The organism is Bradyrhizobium sp. Mp19 (genome assembly GCF_029952935.1).
Lineage (GTDB): Bacteria > Pseudomonadota > Alphaproteobacteria > Rhizobiales > Xanthobacteraceae > Bradyrhizobium > Bradyrhizobium elkanii.
Map to the genome: position 1 here is coordinate 63,681 of NZ_JASAUT010000016.1, position 20,232 is coordinate 83,912.

General features: G+C 63.6%; 16 protein-coding genes and 3 pseudogenes. 11 read left to right on the top strand and 8 right to left on the bottom strand.

Annotation, left to right across the window (positions count from 1 at the left end; genetic code table 11):
- Nucleotides 1-24 precede the first annotated feature (24 nt).
- The 8 genes and pseudogenes from QJT82_RS19255 to QJT82_RS19290 all read left to right on the top strand — a co-directional run bounded on the left by QJT82_RS19255 (nucleotide 25) and on the right by QJT82_RS19290 (nucleotide 9,118).
- Nucleotides 25-721, top strand: a pseudogene (locus tag QJT82_RS19255) (HAD family hydrolase).
- A gap of 45 nt (nucleotides 722-766) precedes the next feature.
- On the top strand, nucleotides 767-2,209 hold the full coding sequence (locus QJT82_RS19260; RefSeq protein WP_028341216.1) for a DUF1254 domain-containing protein: 1,443 nt from the start codon (nucleotides 767-769) through the stop codon (nucleotides 2,207-2,209).
- 89 nt (nucleotides 2,210-2,298) lie between these two features.
- The gene (locus tag QJT82_RS19265) at nucleotides 2,299-2,538 is read left to right on the top strand and encodes a DUF3302 domain-containing protein (RefSeq protein ID WP_028341215.1); all 240 of its coding nucleotides are present in this window, start codon (nucleotides 2,299-2,301) and stop codon (nucleotides 2,536-2,538) included.
- Nucleotides 2,538-3,479, top strand: coding sequence for an efflux RND transporter periplasmic adaptor subunit (locus QJT82_RS19270; RefSeq protein ID WP_028341214.1), 942 nt, complete (start codon nucleotides 2,538-2,540; stop codon nucleotides 3,477-3,479). Before QJT82_RS19265 ends, QJT82_RS19270 begins: the two co-directional genes overlap by 1 nt.
- Before the next feature lie 190 nt (nucleotides 3,480-3,669).
- Nucleotides 3,670-4,857, top strand: a pseudogene (locus tag QJT82_RS19275) (DUF1254 domain-containing protein); the annotation flags it as partial.
- Nucleotides 4,858-4,944: 87 nt separating this feature from the next.
- Nucleotides 4,945-5,919, top strand: a complete 975-nt coding sequence (locus QJT82_RS19280) for a DUF1254 domain-containing protein (protein WP_155258537.1) — start codon at nucleotides 4,945-4,947, stop codon at nucleotides 5,917-5,919.
- A gap of 49 nt (nucleotides 5,920-5,968) precedes the next feature.
- Entirely contained in the window at nucleotides 5,969-6,994 is a 1,026-nt protein-coding gene (locus QJT82_RS19285; RefSeq protein WP_028341213.1) for a transporter, read from the top strand.
- Nucleotides 6,995-7,015: 21 nt separating this feature from the next.
- Nucleotides 7,016-9,118, top strand: a complete 2,103-nt coding sequence (locus tag QJT82_RS19290) for an adenylate/guanylate cyclase domain-containing protein (protein WP_028341212.1) — start codon at nucleotides 7,016-7,018, stop codon at nucleotides 9,116-9,118.
- Nucleotides 9,119-9,257: 139 nt separating this feature from the next.
- Here the strand turns inward: QJT82_RS19290 and QJT82_RS19295 are convergent, their stop codons facing one another.
- The 8 genes and pseudogenes from QJT82_RS19295 to QJT82_RS19330 all read right to left on the bottom strand — a co-directional run bounded on the left by QJT82_RS19295 (nucleotide 9,258) and on the right by QJT82_RS19330 (nucleotide 15,037).
- On the bottom strand, nucleotides 9,258-9,539 hold the full coding sequence (locus QJT82_RS19295; RefSeq protein ID WP_028341211.1) for a hypothetical protein: 282 nt from the start codon (nucleotides 9,537-9,539) through the stop codon (nucleotides 9,258-9,260).
- 195 nt (nucleotides 9,540-9,734) lie between these two features.
- On the bottom strand, nucleotides 9,735-10,247 hold the full coding sequence (locus QJT82_RS19300; RefSeq protein ID WP_028341210.1) for a MarR family transcriptional regulator: 513 nt from the start codon (nucleotides 10,245-10,247) through the stop codon (nucleotides 9,735-9,737).
- 77 nt (nucleotides 10,248-10,324) lie between these two features.
- Nucleotides 10,325-11,638, bottom strand: coding sequence for an MFS transporter (locus QJT82_RS19305; protein ID WP_028341209.1), 1,314 nt, complete (start codon nucleotides 11,636-11,638; stop codon nucleotides 10,325-10,327).
- Between the two features lie 37 nt (nucleotides 11,639-11,675).
- Nucleotides 11,676-11,999, bottom strand: coding sequence for a non-heme iron oxygenase ferredoxin subunit (locus QJT82_RS19310; protein WP_028341208.1), 324 nt, complete (start codon nucleotides 11,997-11,999; stop codon nucleotides 11,676-11,678).
- An 8-nt stretch (nucleotides 12,000-12,007) separates the two neighbouring features.
- Nucleotides 12,008-12,523: an aromatic-ring-hydroxylating dioxygenase subunit beta gene (locus QJT82_RS19315; RefSeq protein ID WP_051447900.1), complete on the bottom strand. Its 516-nt coding sequence runs from the start codon at nucleotides 12,521-12,523 to the stop codon at nucleotides 12,008-12,010.
- Nucleotides 12,523-13,260 (bottom strand): annotated as a pseudogene (locus QJT82_RS19320) (SRPBCC family protein); the annotation flags it as partial. The pseudogene QJT82_RS19320 and the gene QJT82_RS19315, both read right to left, overlap by 1 nt.
- An 18-nt stretch (nucleotides 13,261-13,278) precedes the next feature.
- A complete protein-coding gene (locus QJT82_RS19325; RefSeq protein WP_264641715.1) occupies nucleotides 13,279-13,896 on the bottom strand; it encodes a Rieske 2Fe-2S domain-containing protein in 618 nt (205 codons plus the stop codon).
- A gap of 244 nt (nucleotides 13,897-14,140) precedes the next feature.
- Complete coding sequence (locus QJT82_RS19330) at nucleotides 14,141-15,037, bottom strand: LysR family transcriptional regulator (RefSeq protein ID WP_051447899.1); 897 nt, start codon at nucleotides 15,035-15,037, stop codon at nucleotides 14,141-14,143.
- Nucleotides 15,038-15,146: 109 nt separating this feature from the next.
- Between QJT82_RS19330 and QJT82_RS19335 the strand changes: the two genes are divergently transcribed.
- Genes QJT82_RS19335 through QJT82_RS45610 form a run of 3 tightly spaced genes read left to right on the top strand, consistent with a single transcriptional unit; the run spans nucleotide 15,147 to nucleotide 20,215 of the window.
- Nucleotides 15,147-16,766, top strand: a complete 1,620-nt coding sequence (locus QJT82_RS19335) for an FAD-dependent monooxygenase (RefSeq protein ID WP_051447898.1) — start codon at nucleotides 15,147-15,149, stop codon at nucleotides 16,764-16,766.
- Nucleotides 16,767-16,777: 11 nt separating this feature from the next.
- Nucleotides 16,778-17,569 (top strand): alpha/beta hydrolase, encoded by a 792-nt coding sequence (locus QJT82_RS19340; protein ID WP_051447897.1) that lies wholly within the window; start codon nucleotides 16,778-16,780, stop codon nucleotides 17,567-17,569.
- Between the two features lie 18 nt (nucleotides 17,570-17,587).
- The gene (locus QJT82_RS45610; protein ID WP_080686764.1) at nucleotides 17,588-20,215 is read left to right on the top strand and encodes an MFS transporter; all 2,628 of its coding nucleotides are present in this window, start codon (nucleotides 17,588-17,590) and stop codon (nucleotides 20,213-20,215) included.
- The last annotated feature ends 17 nt before the right edge of the window (nucleotides 20,216-20,232 follow it).

Below are 20,232 nucleotides of genomic sequence, written 5' to 3' on the forward strand. Positions count from 1 at the left end.
GGCGTCTTTACCATCTCGAAGAGAATGCTTCTGATCGCGTTGATCGCCCTGCAACTCAGCGCGCTGGCGCCGGCGCGTGCGCTGAGCGAGCCTGATCCGCTGCCATCCTGGAAAGACGGCGCAGCGAAATCGGCGATTGTCGGTTTCGTCGCGCGCGTCACGACGGAAGGCGGGCGGGACTTCGTGCCGCCCGCCGAGCGGATTGCCACGTTCGACAATGAAGGCACGCTGTGGACCGAGCAGCCGTTCTATGTCCAGCTTCAAGACCTTCGTCGTCTCCGGCGGCGGGGTCGAATTCATGCGGCCGTGGATGGAGAGGGTCTACGGCATCCCGCCGGAGCGGGTGGTCGGCTCATCCGGCGTGGTCAAATTCCAGATCGGCCCCGACGGCAAGCCGGTCCTGATGAAGCAGGCCAAGGTCGAGTTCATCGATGACGGCCCGGGCAAGCCGGTCGGCATCAACCGCTTCATCGGCCGCCGCCCGATCTTCGCGTTCGGCAACTCGGACGGCGACCTGCAGATGCTGCAATGGACCGTGGCGGGGTCGGGCGCGCGCTTCGCCGGCATCGTGCACCACACCGACGAGGCTCGCGAATACGCCTACGACCGTCAATCGAAGGTCGGCAAGCTCGACAAGGCGCTCGACGCGGCCGCCGCGGGCGGCTGGACCGTGGTCGACATGAAGCAGGACTGGAAGGTGGTGTTTCGGCCCCAGCAATAGATGGGCGCCTGAAGCCGGTAGCTGGACAGCAAGGGAGAACGGGGAATGTTGAAGGGGTGGTTTACAATCATCGGTACTGCGGCAATGCTCGCTGTCGGTATGTCCGGCACGGTGCTCGCCCAGGATCAGCCCGGGAGCCCGGCGCAGGCCGAACGGCTTTCCGCGCAGAAGGCGCGCGAGATCGCGCGTGAGGTCTATCAGTACGCCTATCCCATCGTGCTGATGGATGTGACGATGCGGCAATCAACCGCAGTGGCGAACGCGAGCGCCGTCAGGGGGCGTGCTCCGATCAATCAGTTTGCCTATTTTCGGACCTATCCAGATGCCGATGCGAAGGATGTAGTCCGCTTCAACTTCGACACCCTGTATTCCTTCGCATGGGCCGACCTCAGCAAGGGACCGATGATCCTGTCCGTCCCCGATACCGGCGGGCGCTTTTATCTGGTGCCGACTCTCGACATGTGGACGGACGTGTTCTCGTCGATCGGATCGCGCACGACCGGCACCAAGGCCGGGAATTTTGCCTATTGTCCGCCCGGCTGGAAAGGCAAATTGCCCGCGGGCGTTCAACGTATCGACGCGCCGACGTCCATGATCTGGGTGATGGGGCGCATCCAGACCAACGGGCCTTCGGATTATGACAACGTTCACAAGGTCCAGGACGGACTGAAGCTCACGCCGCTGGCCCGATGGGGCAAGAGCTATTCGCCACCCGCGACGGCGGCGGTGGATGCGAACGTGGACACCAAGACGCCGCCTCTTGTGCAGGTCGGCAAGATGACGGGTGTGGAGCTGTTCACGCGCTTCGCCGAGTTGGTGCAGAAATTCCCTCCGCATCCGAACGATTACCCGATTCTTTTCCGGATGAAGGCGATCGGGCTCGAACCCGGCAAGAGCTGGGACCGCAGCAAGGTTGATGACGCCTCGCTCGAGGCGATCAATGCGGGTGCCAAGGACGGTCTGGAAGACATGATTGCGGGCGTCAAGACAGCCGGCAACCACGTCAACGGCTGGAACTTCATCGTCGACGGTACAGGGACATACGGCACGTCCTATCGCCAGCGCGCCTTGGTCGCCCTGGCGGGGCTTGGCGCCAATCTTCCTGCCGACGCGGTTTACCCGACAGCTTTCCTGGACGGAGACGGGAAACCGATGGATGGCGCGAACAAGTACGTCTTGCACTTCGACAAGGGAAAGACGCCTCCCGCCGGTGCGTTCTGGTCTCTCACCATGTACGACAATCAGGGCTTTCAGGTCCCCAATCCGCTGAACCGGTTCGCGATCGGCGACCGCGACAAGCTGCTTTTCAACGCGGACGGCTCGCTCGACATCTACATCCAGGCGGACTCGCCTGGACCAGACAAGGAATCGAATTGGCTTCCAGCGCCGAAATCCGGACTGATTGGGCCGACGCTGCGCCTCTATGCGCCAAAGCCGGAGGTGCTGGATGGTCGGTGGGTCCCGCCCGCGGTGAAGCGGGTGCAGTGAGAGTGAGGGATGGCAAAGAGGCGACCATGACTGGGGGCAGCACCAAGATTGATGGTCTTGACAATGCTCTGGTGGACTGAGGTGCTCGCATGAGCGGATACGACATCTTTGCCTGGATCGTGCTGGTCATCCTGCTAGCCAGCGCGATCGGGGTATTCTGCATCGCGGGCTGGCTGCCCGGGCATATCGCGAAGTTGCGCAACCATCCCTACGCGCAGGCCGTGACGGTGGCCGGCTGGGTCACGCTGCTGTTCGGCTTCGCGCTGTGGCCGATCGCGCTGATCTGGGCCTATGTCGACGTGCCCCAACGCAAGAGTGGAGCGGTGTGATGGGCGTCGCGATCATCAACACCTATCTGGTGCTGCTGTTCCTGCTGGTGCATTTCAAGATCGTGCGCTTCAACCTGTTCTGGAAGCTGTCGCCGTTCATCGTGCTGGTGCTGGTGCTGTTCGGTCTCCTGGTCCCGATGAACTGGGGTGCCCCGCAGGGCGCGGCGCTGGTGGTGCGCAATGCGGTGTCGATCGTGCCCGACGTCGCGGGCGAAGTGACCGAGGTGCCCGTCACCGCCAACGCGCCGCTGAAGGCCGGTGACGTTCTCTTCAAGATCGATCCGACCCCTTACGACGCACAGGTCAAGGCGATCACGGCGCAGCTCAAGCTGTCGAAGACGCGGCTGGCGCAGATGACGACGCTGTTCGAGCGCGATGCCGGGCGTGGCTTCGACGTCGAGCAGCGCCAGTCCGAGGTCGACCAGCTCAGCGGCCAGCTCGAAGCGGCGCAGTGGAATCTCGACAAGACGGTGGTGAAGGCGCCGGCCGACGGTTACGTCACTAACGTGGCGCTGCGCAAGGGCGCGCGGGTAGCCAATCTGCCGCTGTCGCCGGCGATGGCGTTCATCGATACCTCGAATACGATCATCGGCGTCGAGATCAACCAGATCGATGCCCGCTACGTCGCGCCGGGGCAGGAGGTCGAGGTCACCTTCAAGTTCGCGCCCGGGCAAATCTATTCGGGCAAGGTCGAAAGCGTGCTGCAGGCGATCGCGACCGGCCAGACCCAGACCTCGGGCACCGCCGTGGCGCCGAAAGCGATCGAGGCGGCACCTTTCGTCGTGCGTGTGAAGCTCGACGATGCTACCTTCGCTAATCGGTTGCCCGCGGGCAGCGCCGGGACGGCGGCAATCTATACCGAGCATTTGAAGACGACGCATGTGGTCCGCCGGGTGCTGCTGAGGCAAGTTGCGATCATTAATTATGTCAATCCGTTTTGAGGGGGAGATGATGATTGCGCAGCGGACCATGATCCTGTTCTCGATTGCGCTGCTTTCCGGTGCGATCGCATCCATGCCCGTCAAGGCGGCGGAGCCTGCTGCTTCCGCTGCGGGGCTTGCAGGCGACGTCGTGCAACGGCGCGCGTTCGAAGCCGTCGTCTGGGGCATGCCCGCCGTCAATACCGACCTGATGCTGCAGCAGGCGAAGACCAGGGTCGGCCTGAAGGACAACCAAATCGTCTACTGGTCGCGGCTGCCGAGCTGGAAGAACCAGACGCTGACGCCGAATCCTGACGCGGTCTATTTGATGGCGTTCTTCAACACCGCCCAGGCCGGTCCAATGGTGCTGGAGGTTCCGCCGGCCGGGGAGGAGTCGATCACCGGCAACATCGACACGGTCTGGCAGGTCGCGCTCGAAGATGCGGGACCTTCGGGCGCCGACAAGGGGAAGGGCGGCAAGTACCTGATTCTGCCGCCTGACTATTCGCAGACGCTTCCCGACGGCTATATTCCCCTGCGATCCGATACGTCCTCCGGCTATGCGCTGCTGCGCTCCACACCCAAAAGCGGCAGCGACGCCGACGTCGCCAAGGCCGTGGCTTACGGCCGCCAGATCAAGCTCTACCCGCTCTCGCGCGCCGACGATCCTCCGGAGACGGCGTACGTGGATGCGGTCGACGTCGTGTTCGATTCCACGATCCCCTACGATATCCGTTTCTTCGAGGCCCTCGACCGCATCGTTCAGTCCGAGCCATGGCTCGAGCGCGACAGGGTCATGATCGATCAATTGCGTTCGATCGGCATCGAAAAGGGCAAGCCGTTCAATCCGGATGCCGCGACGCGCCATCGCCTCGAGGCCGGTGCGCGCGATGCACATGCCTGGCTCGAGCACAATTACATGACCGCGCTCGCGCCCTACAATGAAGGCCATCGCTGGGGCGTTCCGGCGGCGCCTGACGTCATCCAGGGCCAGTCGGATTCCTACGCCAGGCGCGACAGTTATCCGGTCGATGCGCGGGGGCTGACCTATTCCTACGGCTTTGTCGGCATCAAGCGGTTGGGCGCGGGACAATTCTATCTGATGACGATCGCCGACAAGACGGGCAATGCCCTTTCCGGCGCGAGCCAGTATCGCTTGACCGTGCCGGCAAACGCACCGGTCGCGCAATATTGGTCCGCGACCGCCTACGACCGCGCCACGCATGCCTTCATCCGGGATATGCCGCGTTTCAGCCGGTCGTCGCAGAATCCCGAACTGCAGAAGAACGCCGATGGCTCGGTCGATGTCTATTTCGGCCCGGCAGCTCCCGCGGGTAAGGAAACGAACTGGATACCGACGCGCGCCGGCGGAGAATTCGAGGTCCTGTTCCGCCTCTACGGCCCGCAGAAGCCGCTGTTCGACAAGAGCTGGGTGCTGCCGGACATCGAACGCGTCGCGGCAGGGACGGGGCCGGCGTCACCGACCGTGGGGACGGCAGCCGCCACGACCGATACGGTCCCGGTGACCGCCGATAACTTCGTCCGCGCCGAAACCGACCTCTATTTCGGCGGGGTAGTGAAGAAGGACGGCTTCGGCAAGTTCGAGCACAATCGCGAAGCCTTGCCGATCGACAAGCAGACGGTGATCCGGACCAACAGGGACACGCTCTATTCCGGCGCGGTGTTCGATCTCGATGCCGGTCCGGTGACGATCACGCTGCCGGACGCCGGCAAGCGCTTCATGTCGATGCAGGTCATCGACGAGGACCAGTACACGCCCGAGGTCATCTACCGGCCCGGCCGGTACACGTTCAGCAAGGACAAGATCGGCACCCGCTACGTGCTGGCGGCGGTGCGCATCCTGGTCGACCCGAACAATCCGAAGGATGTCGAGCAGGTCCACGCATTGCAGGACGCCATCAAGGTCAGCCAGAAGAGCCCGGGCAAATTCGAGGTGCCGAACTTCGATCCGGTCAGCCAGAAGAAAGTGCGCGAGGCGCTGCTTGCGCTGGCGTCGACGCTGCTCGACACCAAGGGGATGTTCGGCGCGCGCGGCAAGGTCGATCCGGTGCGGCGGTTGATCGGCGCGGCATCGGCGTGGGGCGGAAATCCGGAGAAGGATGCGCTCTATCTCAACGTCACGCCCCAGAAGAACGACGGCACGACGATCTATCGGCTCGACGTCAAGGACGTGCCGGTCGACGGCTTCTGGTCGATCAGCCTCTACAACAAGGAAGGTTACTTCCAGGCCAATCCCTATGGCACTTACTCGCTCAACAGCATCACCGCGAAGCGGAATGCCGACGGCGCGGTGGCGGTGCAATTCGGAGGCTGCGACGGGAAGATTGCCAATTGCCTGCCGATCATGGCGGGCTGGAATTACATGGTGCGGCTCTATCGGCCGCGCCCGGAAATCCTGAACGGGAAGTGGAAATTCCCGGAGGCGCAGGCGGTGAACTGAGACGCCCGCGAATCCGCTATGATGTCTTGAACGAAATGGGGAGTTCGGGATGAAGACAGCCAAGAATCACAAGCGCGCCGTTCTCGGCATCGTTGGCGCGCTCGCGCTGTCGGCAATGCCGCGCACAGCGCTGGCCGACTCCGGTGGAGTGAGCTTCTGGCTGCCCGGCGCGTTCGCGAGCCTGACCGCAGCACCGGCCATGCCTGGCTGGGCGTATGAGACGATCTACATTCATCTCGACACAAGCGCCAACGCGGGAAAGAATTTTGTCATCGGCAACCGCGTGCCGGGGTCCGTCGTCGCCGGTCTCAACGCGCATGCGGACGTTCTCATCGAAGGGTTCACCTACACCTGGGCTCAGTCGGTCCTCGGGGGCCAGGCGGCCGTAACCTTCCTTACCGCGCCGGGAAATATCGGCGTCGGCGTAGACGCGACGCTGACGGGGCCGCGAGGCAATACGGTCTCGGGCGTCGCAACCGACAATCGCAACACGGTCTCCGATGTCTTCTACCAGGGCACCCTGAAATGGAATCAGGGTGTCAACAACGAGATGTTCTACATCTTCGGCAACATCCCGAGCGGGACCTATGACAGCAGCCGCCTCGCCAATCTCAGCTTCGGATTCACCGCGATCGACGTCGGCGGCGCCTATACCTATCTCAATCCGGAAACCGGCCAGGAGTTCTCGGTGCTGGCGGGCGTCACCTACAATGGAATGAACAAGGATCTGCAGTACCAGAACGGCATCGACTTCCACGTCGACTGGGGACTCTCGAAATTCGTCGCCAAGAACGTGCATGTCGGCGTGGCCGGCTACTATTTCCAGCAGCTCACCGGCGACAGCGGTGCCGGCGCCAAGCTCGGTGATTTCAAGGGACGCGTTGCCGGCATCGGGCCGCAGGTCGGATTTATCTTTCCGGTGGCCGATGGCTATCAGGGCTATCTGAACGTCCGAGGCTACAAGGATTTCGCCGCCGAGAACCGGCCGGAGGGATGGACGGCGTGGGTGACGTTCCAGCTCTCGCCGGCCGCGCCGGCTACTACACCGACGAAGCCGATCGTGCGCAAATATTAGCGGAGGCGAACGACGAGTGCGATGAGTGATGCGCGTGAGACCAGCCGGGGGCCGGTTCGTATCGGCTTCCGCACCTCGATCATCACGGTGGTCATCGCCGCGGTGCTGGTGGTCGGACTGACGCTGGTCTATCTCAGCTTCAGGCGGGTCTCGTCGATCACGCAGATGGCTGCGAGCACCTTCATCGACAAGGTGGGGCAAGTCGGCGCCGATCGCATCGACGCGCAGTTCAAGAATGTGCGCGACAGCCTCGAGATCCTGGCAGGCCTGCCGGCCATCCAGGAGGCCGACGTCGCCGATAATGTCAGGCTCTACGCCCTGCTGGCCTCGATGCTGCGCAACAATCCGCAGATCTTCAATCTCTATGTCGGATATGAAGACGGCTCCTTCCTGGAGATGGACGTCATCGATCGCGCCAAGCCGCAATTCCGCACGGCGCTGAATGCCGCCCCGGACGCCGTCTACCGCGTCGTCGTCATTGCCCGCTCGGGGGCGGCCGCCGCGGCGCCGGTGACGCTGTTCCTGTCGGAAAACCTGACCCAGGTCGCGAAGGTGGCGGGGCCGCACAGCTACGACCCGCGGCAGCGTCCCTGGTATGTCGATGCCCTGAAGGATCACAAGACGCTGCTCACCGGGCCCTATGTGTTCTACGCGACCGGGGAGCCCGGTTACACGCTGCGCACGCCGCTTGGGGAGGGCCGCCGCGGGGTGGTGGCCGCCGACCTGCTGCTCAATCGCCTCGAGGAGATGCTGAGCCGGCAAAAGCTCGGACAATCCGGGCTGGCTTTCCTGTTCAACGACGCCGACCGTATCGTCGGCCATCCCGAGATGCGCGAGCTGATGACGGAACGCAGCGACGCGTTGCCCCGGATCGATGCCATCAAGCTTCCCGGCCTGTCCGCGGCGATCCAGTCCTGGCGCAGCGACGGACTCGCCCAGCAATTCTTCACCGACGCCGACGGACGGACCCTTGTGGCGGCCTTCCACCGCATCGAGACGGCCGGTGCGGCCAACATCCACCTCGCGGTGGTCGCCCCGCTCGACGAGTTTTTTGCCAAGATCATCTCGGAGCGGCGCGCGCTGTTCGCCATCGCGCTCGGCTTTGTGATCGCGATGCTGCCGTTCGCGTTCTGGCTCGGCTCGCTGCTCGCCCGATCGCTGCGCGAGCTGGCGCGGCAGACCGACGAGATCCAGCACTTCCAGCTCGCGGATCGGCCGCGCATGCAATCGGCCATCGACGAGATCGACGAGCTCGGCCGCTCGGTGTTTACGATGCGTACCGTCGTGCGCAACTTCTCAAGCTTCATTCCGCAGCCGATCGTCCGTCAGCTGATGCAGTCCGGCGCTTCGCTGCAGCTCGGCGGCATCAGGCGCGAGGTCACGGTTCTCTTCACCGACGTCGCCGACTTTACCGCGAAGACCGAGAAAGCGGACCCGTCGCAGGTCATGATCTTCACCTCGCGTTATTTCGCCGCGATGTCGGAGGCGATCATGAAACACCATGGCACCATCGACAAGTTCATCGGCGATGCCGTGATGGCGCTGTGGAACGCGCCGGACGAGGATCCCGATCACGTCGTTCATGCCTGCGAGGCCGTATTGGACTGCATTCACCGCAACGCCGAGCTCAACCGCGCGTTCCGCAGCGAAGGCTGGCCGGTCTATGCCACGCGGTTCGGCCTGCATCTCGGCGATGCCGTGGTCGGCAATGTCGGCTCCGCCGCCCGCATGAGCTACACCGCGCTCGGCGCCACCATCAATCTGGCCTCGCGTCTCGAAGGCCTCAACAAGAACTACGGCACGCAGGTCCTGGTGAGCGCAGCCGTCAGGGCGCGTGCCGAACACAGATTTGCGTTCCGCAGCGTCGACCAGATCCGGCCGAAGGGCTTTGCCGACGCGATCACGGTGTACGAACTGTGCGGCGAACGCGGCGATTCCGAGCTGACGTTCTGCGCGCGCTGGGAAGCCGTCTACAGTTCGATCCGGTACGCGGAGCCCGCCGCGGCGGCGTTGCGCATCGCCGATTTCCTGGTCGAGTATCCCTGGGACTGTGTCGCGCAATACCATGCCGAACGGCTGCGCAATGCTGCTCAGCAGCCGCTGCTTGATCTGTCGGTACACTGAGAAGCGGGCCGAGACATATTTTGATCCGACCCTCGAGCTCTCGCCGGTCCAGGGCCGCTTCGGTCATCGATCGGGATCGCGCGATCGCCGATGCGATCGCTTCAGCCGCCCCGCAAATGCGGGAGCGCAAGGCCGGTGGTTAGGCCGCCATCAGTTGCTGAAGGGCAACAGCCTGCTCACGAGTCTGGAATGCGATGGCGGTGTGGGTAAAACCCGACGAGGCCTGGGTCTGCGCGATGTGATTGAGGACTTCAGTGCCCTTGACCACGTGAAGTTCCATTCCCGGGCCGGCCGGGAAAATCCCCAGAACGACGTCGTAGGCCTCGACGATGGCCTTCAAGGCGCCACCCTTGTCTTCCGACGCGTCGATAAAGATACGAACATCCGCGGCGATACTACGAAGTTCGTCAAAGTCGATCACTGGAAGTCTCCCATACGCAACTCACTGATCGATTCTAGCTACAACTTGCTTACTGAAACATAAATTACGCGGGTTCCTCACCGGACAAGTGTCGCTAGAGCGTTTTCGAGCGAAGTGGATACCGGTTCGCGTGAAGAAAACGCGTCAAAACAAGAATCTAGAGCCCCGTTCCGATTCCATCGGAACGGGAAAGCTCTAGGCGCCGGTCGGCGGTCTCCGCTTCGCAATGCGTTTGACCGGCGCATGGGCCGGCACGGCATTCGAGGTCTGATCGGCCATGTGGGGAATGCGGTGCTCGATATGCGCCACGACGCGGAAGAAGCCGTCCAGCGCCTTGGCGTCGAGGCCGGCCGTGAGGTTGCTGTGCCGGCGCAGGATTTCATCCAGACTGCGGTCGAGCAGCGCCACGCCTTGCGATGTCAGCCGGATCTCGGTCCGGTTCCGGGCGCTGCCTCGCACCGGCGTCAGCTCGATCAGGCCCTTTTTCTTCAGCGAGGTCGTCTCGCGGCTGACGACGGCCTTGTCCAGTTGCGCATTGGTCCAGATGTCGTAGGCGCTTGCCGGCTCATGCTCCCTGAGAAAGGACAGCACCCGCCATTCCGCGAGCGACACGCCGTAGGCTTGCGGGAAGAACGCGTTGGCATTGGCGCGCAACTTCGCGACCAGGCTCGAGAGCACGGTCGGCACGTAACGTTCGAAATCGATCACCAGCTCCGAGCCCGCGTCCCCTTGCGGGGCGCGGCGCGGGGCAGGGGCTCTGGTGCGGTTTGTTGCAGTCCGGCTTTTCATTCTTTCACGAGTTGAGTGCGCGCGATCAGGACCAGGGCCGCCGCGACGAGGAGAACGCCTGTTACCACGAGGAACCCGGTGGTGAAACTGCCCGAGGCGTCCTTGGCGCGTCCGATCACGATCGGGATCGTGGCGCCTCCGATGCTGCCGATGGTGCTGACCAGGCCGATCGCGCCCGGCGCGCTCTGCCGCGACATGTAGGACTGCGGGATGGTCCAGAACACGGCCTGCGTGCCATAGACGCCGACATTGGCAACCATGAAGCCGATGATGATCCAGAGCGGCGATGTCGAGAACGCCGCGATGGCGAAGCCCGCTGCCGCGATCACGAAGGTCATGGCCGCATAATAGAAGCGCTCACCGACATGGTCGGAGTGCCGCGACAATGCGATCATGCCGATCAGGCCGGCGACGGGTGGGATCGCGGTCACGAAACCGACCTGTGAATTCGGCAGCCCGAACGACTTGATGATCTGCGGCAGCCACGGGAACAGCGAAGCCAGGCCGCAGAACAGGCCGAAATTGCACAGGCCGAACAGCAGCACCATCGGCTTGGTGATGGTCCTGAGCACGCCTTCGGCATGCACCACCCCGGTTGCCTTGGCGTCGCGCTCCAGCGCGCTGATCAGCCAGTTGCGCTGCGCCGTCGACAGCCAGCTCGCCTGCTGCGGACGGTCGGTCAGATAGAAGATGCCGACGATCCCGAGAATGACGGGCGGCAGGCCTTCGAGGATGAACAGCCATTTCCAGCCCGAAATGCCGAACGTTCCGTTCAGCTCGAGGATCGCGCCGGAGATCAGCGAGGCAAAGATATAGGAGATCGGCACCGCATAGTTGAACATCGCGTTGTAGCGGGCGCGGTAGCTGAACGGAAACCAGAGGCTCAGCAGCAGCATCACCCCGGGAAACAGGCCGGACTCGGCAAATCCGAGGAAGCCGCGGAATGCATAGAGGCTGAGCGGGCCCTGCGTGAATGCCATCAGCATGGTGGCGATGCCCCACAGGATCGCGATCCGCGTCAGCGTGACGCGCGCGCCGTATTTGCTGAGGATGAGATTGCTCGGGATCTCGAAGATCGAATAGGTGAAGTACATGATGCCGACGGCGATGCCGAACATCTCGGCATTGAGCCCGAGTTCCTTGTTCATCTGCAGTGCGGCAAAGGAGATGTTTCCGCGGTCGAGAATGGCGAGGAAATACATCGCCATGACGAACCACATCAGGCGCAGCGCGACCTTGCGGATTGTGGTGCGTTCGATCTGCGGATCGGCGGTCGTTGTTGCCGCCTTGTCCATCACGATTTCGGTCATCCCTGTTTCCCCCTATTCTTGATTTTTGGTGGTCGTCTTATGCGGGCAGGCAGACCTCGAGCCTGTCGCCCGCCACGCGTACCGGATAGGTCCGGATGTCGATCTCGACCGGGCTGGTCAGCGCCTCGCCGGTTCGGATATCGAAGCGGCCCATGTGCAGCGGGCATTCGATCTCGCAACCGTCCAGCATGCCGTCGGACAGCAGCGCCTCCGCATGGGTGCAGATGTTGCTCGTCGCGTAATACTCGTTGCCGACGCGATAGAGCGCGACGTGATGTCTGCCGATTTCGATGCCGTATGGCTCGCCTTCGTTCAGCGCGCTGAGCGGGGCACCGTCGTGCCAAGTACCTTCGTCTGTCATATACCCTCTTAAATGCTGTAGAAATCGAGCACGGTCGGGACGCGGTCGTTGACCAGCGTGATGACCTTGCGCGCGATCTTCCAGGTCGCGCCGTCACGTCGCAGCGTGTGCTCGTAGCGCCCGTGCCGCAGATGCTCCTTGGCGACGCGCGGGTCGTAGACGTGGACCGAGAACACCGAATGGCAGGTGATCTGATCAGCGCCGGTTTCCGACGCTTCCAGGTTCGAGATCTGGTGCACGGTGCGCGGCAGCGGCAGCGCGGTGATCGATTTGCGCGACTCGATTCGTGCGATCCGCTCTTCCAGCCCGCGCCGCGCATCGTGGTAGAGCAACGAGACCCGCGTGTCGGGATCGTTGGTGGTGGTGTACTCGTCGAGCCAGGCCGGCACCCAATAGACGGCATCCTCGCTGTACATCGCGACCCAATCGGCCCATTCGCCGGTATCGAGCAGGCGCGCCTCGCGGAAGATGGTCGCGGCTGCGACTGCGTGGGCATCGGTTTGCCTGATTGCGCCGGTAGCCATCATGCGGTCTCCCCGGCGGCGTGCTGCAACAGCCTGCGCCACTCGCGATACCCGGGATGGAAGTTCGTCTCGCCGCCGAAGCTGGTGGGACCGAACGACCATTCGGACGGGGTTATGCCGAGCTCGCGCGTGTGCGCGCTCTCGCCGTGGCCGACCTCCGCGACGCCGCGCAGATAACCCTGCGTCGGCGCGGCGGTGGTCGCCTCATAGCCGGTCTGGCAGAACTCATACATGATGTTGTCGTCCGAGCTTGCCAGCCCGGAGGCATTGAAGAAGTCTTCGTAGTTGCGAATGCGAAGCGTGCGCGCGGCGGCGCTTTCGCCGACCGGAGCGAGGCAATGCGACACCATCTCGGTCTTGTCGGGCGCCAGCGGCCGCCAGGTTCGCACCTGCGCCGACAGGATGTCGATGACCTGCAGGTTCGGAAAAATCGTGAGGTTGCGCTGGCGCAGCATCCATTTGGCGCGGGTGCTGCCGACGCGCTGCCGCACGGCATCGAGACGCGCCGGATCCATGCCGAGCGGCCGGCCATAGAGCTGCGTGCGCTTGATCGACCAGTTGACGGCGTGGCCGTAATCGAAGCTGAAGCTGCCTTGCCCTTCCTGCTCGCCTTCCGGCTCCGCAGTGAATCCGGCATCCGGTCCGGCGCTGGCATTGCGCTTCTTCAGGATATCGACGTAGGAGCTGTGCGTGGTCGCGAAGTGATAGTAGTCGAGACCGTTCTCGAACTGCAGCTTCCAGTTTCCATCGAACGTTTAGGTGCTGGCGCCGGGCACGAACTCGACCTCACCGCTGTCGCTTTGATCGATGATGAGGTCGAGGAACGCGCGGGTGTCGCCGAGAAATTCCTCGAGCGGCGGAACGTCGGCCGAGAGGCTCGCGAACAGGAATCCGCGATACGAACCGAGCCGCGCGACCGGAAGAAGGTCGTGATTGCTGTTCGAGAAGGACGGCGGATACTGTCCGCTCGCTTCCTCCGTCACGGAGATGTTGCGCCCGCTCGAATCGTAAGCCCAGCCGTGATAGCGGCAGACGTGAAACTTCTGCCGGCCCTGCTTGAAGGGACAGACGATCGTTCCGCGATGCCGGCAGGTGTTGAGGAAGGCGCCGACTTTGCCCTCAGCGCTCCTCATCACCAGAATGGGATGCCGGCCGATATGGGTGGTGACGAAGTCGTTGGGCCGGGCGACCTGCGATTCCAGGCCGATGAAATTCCACGTGGCCTCGAAGATATATCGCAGCTCGGCGTCGAACACGTCCGGATCGGTGAAGATCCGGCGATCGACTTCGAAGATGCGTTCGCCGGGGCGGTCGTCGATGAGCCGGGAAATCTCGCTCAGCCTTGCCGCGTGGGTCTGCGAAGCAGCGTTCATAACGTCCTCCCTTCGACTAACCGCCGGTCGCAAAAAGTCGCCGCAGAGCCGCGTCACGGCTCGCGTCTTCTCACGGCGGGAACAGCCGGCTTGATCGCCAATCTTGGAATGACTCTATAGTTGTCATGACAACTATGGTCAAGCCGATTGGTCGATCGGAAGCTGGAGCCGGACGCAACGGATACGGCCCGCGCGTCGGGCTACAGCGAGGAATGAGCAGGCCGCTTGGCGTGGAGCGGCGGGTTCAGCTCTTGCGCGTCGGCGCGGTCAGGATAATTCCCGCATCGATCAAGGCGCGGCAGATCTTCTTCAGGGCAGCGATCGCTTCACGGGTTGCCCGGCTCACCGGCCGTCCGCGCGGCAGCGCCAGCACGCGCTCGGCGCGCATCCACGGCAACAGCGCCGCCGACAGCACGCCGGCGGCCACCTCCTGGTGAATGCCCGAGAAGGGCAGCAGCGCGTAGCCGAGTCCCGATGCCACCATGCGCTTCATCGGTGTGCTGTTGTCGACCCGCACCGCGCAGAGCATGGTCGACGGGAACGGGTTGCGACTGAGCGGGGCCACCGCGGATGGCAAGGCGTCGAACTCCTTGCGGGTCAGCCGGCCGCGCTTCAGCAGCGGATCGCGCGACGGTCCGATCAGGAATACCTGCTCGACGACCAGCGTTTCATAGTCGAGATGATCGTTGGGCGACGGCGTCGTCACGATCGCCAGATCGAGCTCACCTCGCAGCAGGCGCTCGGATGCGCTTTCCGTCAGGCCCTCGCTCAGTTCGAGGCGCACGCGTGGAAATTGCTTCACGAAGGTCTGGGCCAGCGGCGGGTAGAGGATATCGCCGAGGCTCGGTGGCGCGCCGATCCGCACCGTACCGCTCGGCTCCCGATTTTCCGTGCGCACCTCGGCCTTGATGTCGTCGATGGTCCCAAGCAGCCAGCGCCCGCGCGCGAGCAGCACCTTGCCGGATTCCGTGACCGAGACCCCGCGCGCGCCGCGTTCGAGCAAGGCGCCGCCGAGTTCGTCTTCGAGTTCCTTGACGTGGCGGCTGAGTGCCGACTGGGCGACATTCAGCGTGCTCGCTGCGGCGGCAAAGCCGCCACGCTCGGCGACGGCGACGAAATAGCGGATCTGCCGCAGGTCCATGACCGGCACTCCATCTCAAATCGAGATGGATACCATATCAAACATATTCTTGTGAGATACCAAAAAAGGAGCAGTCTCCTCGCAACGATCAAACGGAGGAGAGACGAGGATGGGCATCGCCACCGATGAGGCACGCCGGACGTCCGTATTCATCGCCGGCGGCGGGCCGGTGGGCCTTGCGATGTCGCTGCTGCTCGACCGCTTCGGCATCGACTGCGTGGTGGTCGAGAAAAGCCCGACCACGACCGATCATCCCAAGTCGCGCGGCTGCTGGGTCCGCACCATGGAGATCTTCCGGCAATGGGGGATCGAGCAGGCGATCCGCGACCGCGGCCTGCAGGACAACTCCGACATGTTCGTGTTCCTCGACAGCATCGCAGGTCACGAGTTCGGTCGCACCCGTCCCGAGCCGAATGTCGGGCATACCCCCGCCTGGAAGAGCCTGGTCGCCCAGGACGCCGTCGAGGAGGAAATCCTGCGGGTGGTCGAAAAGTCCAAGCACGCCACGGTTCTGTTCAACACGGCCTGTGAATCGTTCGAGGAGACTAACAGCGGCGTCAACGTCACGACACGTTGCGAAAGGACCGGCGAGGTGACGCAGTGGACGGCGACTTACCTGATCGCCGCCGATGGTGCGGGCAGCCAGACGCGGCGCAGCGCCGGCATCGAGATGGTCGGGCCCTCGACGCTGGCGGTGATGTCGAACGAGTATTGGCGTGCCGATCTGTCGCGGCTGCCGATCGCGCGCGAGGCCGCCGGCTTCATCATCGTCCCGGACAAGCCCGATCTGCCGCGCGCCGGCATCCTGAACACCAATGGCCGCGATCGCTGGCTGACCGTGACGCAAATCGGCCTGACCAAGGACGATCGCGAGCGGCCGTGGACCGACCAGGAATTCATCGAGATCGCACGCGGCCATGTCGGCATTCCGGACCTCGACGTGACGCTTCTGAATCGTTCGATCTGGCGTGTCAGTATGCAGGTGGCCGAGACCTTTCGAAAGGGCCGGGTGTTTCTCGTCGGCGACTGCGCACACCGCTTTCCGCCGACCGGCGGCTTCGGCCTGAACTCCGGCGTTCAGGACGCGCATAACCTCGCGTGGAAGCTGGCTTTCGTGCTGAAGGGCCTTGCGAACGAAAAGCTGCTCGACAGCTATTCCAGCGAGCGCCGCCCGATCGCACAGTCCAATGCCAATTTCAGCTACGGCAACAGGCTGCGTTTCGGGCTGACCGACGACGCCGTGCGATCGCGCGATCCGGACCGGATCAGGTTCTGGATCAACGATATGGACAATCATTTGCACAGCATCGGCCAGAACCTCGGCCACAACTACGAGGAGGGCGCGGTGATCCCCGATGGCACCGTCGCGAAGGCGTTGAACTCCCGCTACTACACGCCGGCCGACCGTCCCGGCGCGCGCTTTCCGCATATGTGGCTCGAGCCTTCGCGCAAGAAATCGACGCTCGACTGGTTCGACAAAGAGTTCACCGTCGTCGCGGGCCCACTCGGCGGCGAGTGGCTGGAAGCGGGAAAACAGGTATCCGAGAAGACCGCCTTGCCGCTGTCGCTGAAGCAGTTGCCCTCGGCCGATCCGGCGGACGGATTCCAGCTGGGCATGCGCGGCGCCGTGCTGGTGCGCCCCGATGGGCATGTGGCGTGGCGGATGCCGTGGCTTCCGTCGGATCCGGCGAAGGAACTGGCCGGCGCGCTTTCCACGCTGCTGCATTGACGGGGGCTCCGATGCAATTGTTCGAATCCAACGGCGTCGTCACGGCGTTTGAGAAAACCGGACATGGCGAACCGATCGTGCTGCTGCATGGCGGCGAGGCCGATCATTCGATGTTTGACGGCCTCGCGCCGGTCCTGGCGGCAAACTTCACGGTGATCGCTTACGACCAGCGCGACTCCGGCGCCACCAGGAATCCTGCGTCGGCCTATTCGCTGGCCGACCTGGCTGATGATGCCGCGGCCTTGATCATGGGGCTCGGCTACGATCGTGCCCATGTCTTCGGAACCTCGCTGGGCGGGCAGGTCGCGCAAGTGCTGGCGGCCCGCCATCCCGGCAGGATCGACCGCCTCATCCTGAGCAGCACCTGGAAGGTCAACAGAAGCCCGCTGGACGTCAATGCGGATGTCTTTCGCAAGCTCGCTTCCTACCGCGCGGACACCATCGCCAACGCACCGAAGATTGCGGAGTTCTTCTTCCCGCCGGATTATCTGCGCGCGCGGCCAGAACTCATCGACATCTTCCGTGGCTCCAGCCGCGACGACGGCCAGAAGGCGCGACGCGGCGCCTTGCTCGCGCAGCCTGTCGACGCCGATTTGACAGGCTTCGATCGCCCGACGCTGCTGCTGGTGGGCGGCGACGACCGGCTGATCCCGAATCCAGAGACATTTGCGCTCGCCCGCGACCTTGCCTGCGTCGAGACCAGGATCATCGCGGACGCAGGTCACGTCGCGTCGATCCAGGCTCCCGAGCGGGTTGCGGAGGCGGTGACGGCATTCCTGAATTCAAAAAAGAAGGCGGCTTGACAACAACAGGGGGAGACCATGGCTGAGCAAGCGAACGCAGTGCCGTTCGATGAAGCGCCGGTGACGGCGCGCTATTGGCTATCGATCATCATCTTCGCCGTCACCGGCGTGGTCGATTTCTTCGACTTCTTTGTGGTCGGATTTCTGGTGTCGGTGCTGGCGCCGAAATGGCACCTGACGTTTGGGCAGACCTCGATCATGCTGATGAGTGCCGGCATCGGGGCGATGCTGGGCGCGTTCGTCGCGGGCATCCTCGCGGATCGTTTCGGGCGCAAGCCGCTGGCGATATCAGGCGTTCTGCTCTGCGGCCTGACCTCGGGTGCGATCGCGTTCATTCCAGAAGACGGCTGGGTTGCGTTTGCGATCCTGCGCTTCTTCGTTGGCTTCGGCCTTGCCGCCGGCGCGGCGGCGGCGGTTCCTGCCATCGTCGAATTCGCACCGACCCGCCATCGCACGCTGGTCACGAGCCTCGTGGTCGTTCCGGTCGCCTTTGGCGTGCTTTCGGCATCGGTGACGGCGAGCTTCCTGCTGCCGCTGGTTGGCTGGCGTGGATTGGCGGCGGTCGGATTCTTGCCGATCATCCTCGGGATTCTGACCATGATCATCATGCCGGAATCGCCGCGCTGGCTCATCAGCAAGGGCCGCGTGCGCGAGGCGCAGGCGAGCATCCGAAAACTCTATCGGGTCGGCGGCGATGCGTTCGTCCTGCCCGCGCTGCCGCCGGCGAGCTCCGCGACATTTGCCGATCTCTTTGCCGAGCAACGGCGCTTCTGGCTGACCCTCCTGATCTGGTTCGGCGCCAGCACGGCGAATTACGGTGTGTTCTTGTGGGGACCGACGATCGTGGCGCTGCTGCTTGGCGTCTCTCCCCAGGATGCAGCCAAGATGTTCATCTATGTCAGCCTCGCCGGCGTGCTCGCCCGGACCGGCTTCGCCTTCCTCGCCCATCGGATCGGCCGCAAGCCCTGTGGCCAGTTGATGGGCTATGGCACCGCGGTATCGCTGGCGCTCGCCGCCTATTTTCACAACGACTTTGCCGGCTCGGTACCGTTGTTCCTGGTCTTCCTGGTCGTCGGCGCCGTGTTCTTCGACGGTGGATTTTCGAACATCGGGCCCTATCCGGCGGAAATCTTCCCGGTTCAGCTTTCGGGACGCGCGGTCGGCCTTGCCCAGCTCTCGAACGGGATAGGCAAGATCGTAGGTCCCCTGTGTCTCGCATTGATCGCCGGTGCGGACAATCTCGTGCATCCAGGTGCGACCGCCTCGGCAGTGATGCCGGCGTTCTGCTTTCTTGCCGGCGCAGGCCTCCTGATCGGGCTCGCCTTTACATTCCTCGGCGTCGAGCCGCACGGGCGTCCGGTGGCCCTGTTCGGCGAAAACGGGGCGCGGGCGCTGCACCGAAGTCGCTGGCCGCAAAAGCGGCAGCGGGACAGTGAAAAGACGGAAGGTCATATCATGGACAACGCGCTCGACACGATCGCAACGGCGGCGCCGTTCGATACCGCAAAGCTCGATCGGCTGATGGATGAGGCAGGGCTCGACATCCTGATCGTCACCTCGCGTCACAATGTGCAGTATTTGCTCGGTGGATATCGTTTCTTCTTCTTCGACGTCATGGAGGCGATTGGCACCAGCCGCTATCTGCCGGTGTTCGTCTATCAGAAAGGGCACCCGGAAAATTCCATCTACGTCGGCAATCGGATGGAGAAGTTCGAGCAGCAGCTCGGACGGATATGGGCGCCGACTGTCAGAGCAGAGGCGTGGGGAACGATCGATGCGGTCGGCCACGCGATCGAGCATGTGAGAAAGCTCGGGGGCGCGGCCCTGCGTATCGGCATCGAGACAGGTTTCCTGCCGGCCGACGCCAGGGATCATTTGCTCTCGGGCTTGAACAACGCCGAATTCCGTGAGGCCCATTTCACGCTCGAGCGCCTTCGTGCCGTCAAATCTGCCGCCGAGCTGGACCTCATCAGGGAGGCTTCCGAACGGGTCGTCGATGCGATGATGGCCACGTTCAAGGTCTGCGCGCCAGGTATGACCAAGAATGACGTCGTCGCTCGTCTGCGCCGCGAGGAGCAGGAACGTGATCTCGTCTTCGAATATTGCCTGATTGCCGCAGGCAAGAGCCATAACCGCGCGCCGTCGAACCAGCGTCTTGCGGAAGGCGACGTGATCTCGATCGATTCCGGAGCAAACTACCGGGGCTATATCGGCGATCTCAGCCGCATGGGCGTTCTGGGTGAGCTCGACAGCGAGCTTAGCGAGTTGCTGCAAGAGATCGAGGACATCCAGCAGATGGCCCGGCGCGCGATCCGGCCGGGCGCCATGGGCGGCGACATCATCGCGGCGGGCGAGGTGGCCGTCAAATCCTCTCCGCATCGCGCCGTGCTCGACTTCACCGCGCACGGCATTGGGCTGGTCAGTCACGAAGCGCCGCGCCTCACCGCGACCGGCCCGGTCCCGTACGCGCCGTACGACGCCGACCGGCCGCTCGAATGCGGGATGGTGATCTCGATCGAAACCGCGCTGCTGCATCCAGCGCGCGGCTACATCAAGCTCGAGGACACGCTGATCGTCTCCGAGGTGGGCTGGGAGGCGCCCGGTGACCATGGCAGGGGATGGAATTCATCGCGTCGCATGGCGTGAAGCGGTCAACGCCAGGG

Excerpts from the sequence above, each read along its gene's own strand:
- QJT82_RS19260 (WP_028341216.1), top strand. The coding sequence starts at position 767 with ATGTTGAAGGGGTGGTTTACAATCATCGGTACTGCGGCAATGCTCGCT.
- QJT82_RS19265 (WP_028341215.1), top strand. The coding sequence starts at position 2,299 with ATGAGCGGATACGACATCTTTGCCTGGATCGTGCTGGTCATCCTGCTA.
- QJT82_RS19270 (WP_028341214.1), top strand. The coding sequence starts at position 2,538 with ATGGGCGTCGCGATCATCAACACCTATCTGGTGCTGCTGTTCCTGCTG.
- QJT82_RS19285 (WP_028341213.1), top strand. The coding sequence starts at position 5,969 with ATGAAGACAGCCAAGAATCACAAGCGCGCCGTTCTCGGCATCGTTGGC.
- QJT82_RS19290 (WP_028341212.1), top strand. The coding sequence starts at position 7,016 with ATGAGTGATGCGCGTGAGACCAGCCGGGGGCCGGTTCGTATCGGCTTC.
- QJT82_RS19305 (WP_028341209.1), bottom strand. The coding sequence starts at position 11,638 with ATGACCGAAATCGTGATGGACAAGGCGGCAACAACGACCGCCGATCCG.
- QJT82_RS19310 (WP_028341208.1), bottom strand. The coding sequence starts at position 11,999 with ATGACAGACGAAGGTACTTGGCACGACGGTGCCCCGCTCAGCGCGCTG.
- QJT82_RS19315 (WP_051447900.1), bottom strand. The coding sequence starts at position 12,523 with ATGGCTACCGGCGCAATCAGGCAAACCGATGCCCACGCAGTCGCAGCC.
- QJT82_RS19325 (WP_264641715.1), bottom strand. The coding sequence starts at position 13,896 with ATGAACGCTGCTTCGCAGACCCACGCGGCAAGGCTGAGCGAGATTTCC.
- QJT82_RS19330 (WP_051447899.1), bottom strand. The coding sequence starts at position 15,037 with ATGGACCTGCGGCAGATCCGCTATTTCGTCGCCGTCGCCGAGCGTGGC.
- QJT82_RS19335 (WP_051447898.1), top strand. The coding sequence starts at position 15,147 with ATGGGCATCGCCACCGATGAGGCACGCCGGACGTCCGTATTCATCGCC.
- QJT82_RS19340 (WP_051447897.1), top strand. The coding sequence starts at position 16,778 with ATGCAATTGTTCGAATCCAACGGCGTCGTCACGGCGTTTGAGAAAACC.
- QJT82_RS45610 (WP_080686764.1), top strand. The coding sequence starts at position 17,588 with ATGGCTGAGCAAGCGAACGCAGTGCCGTTCGATGAAGCGCCGGTGACG.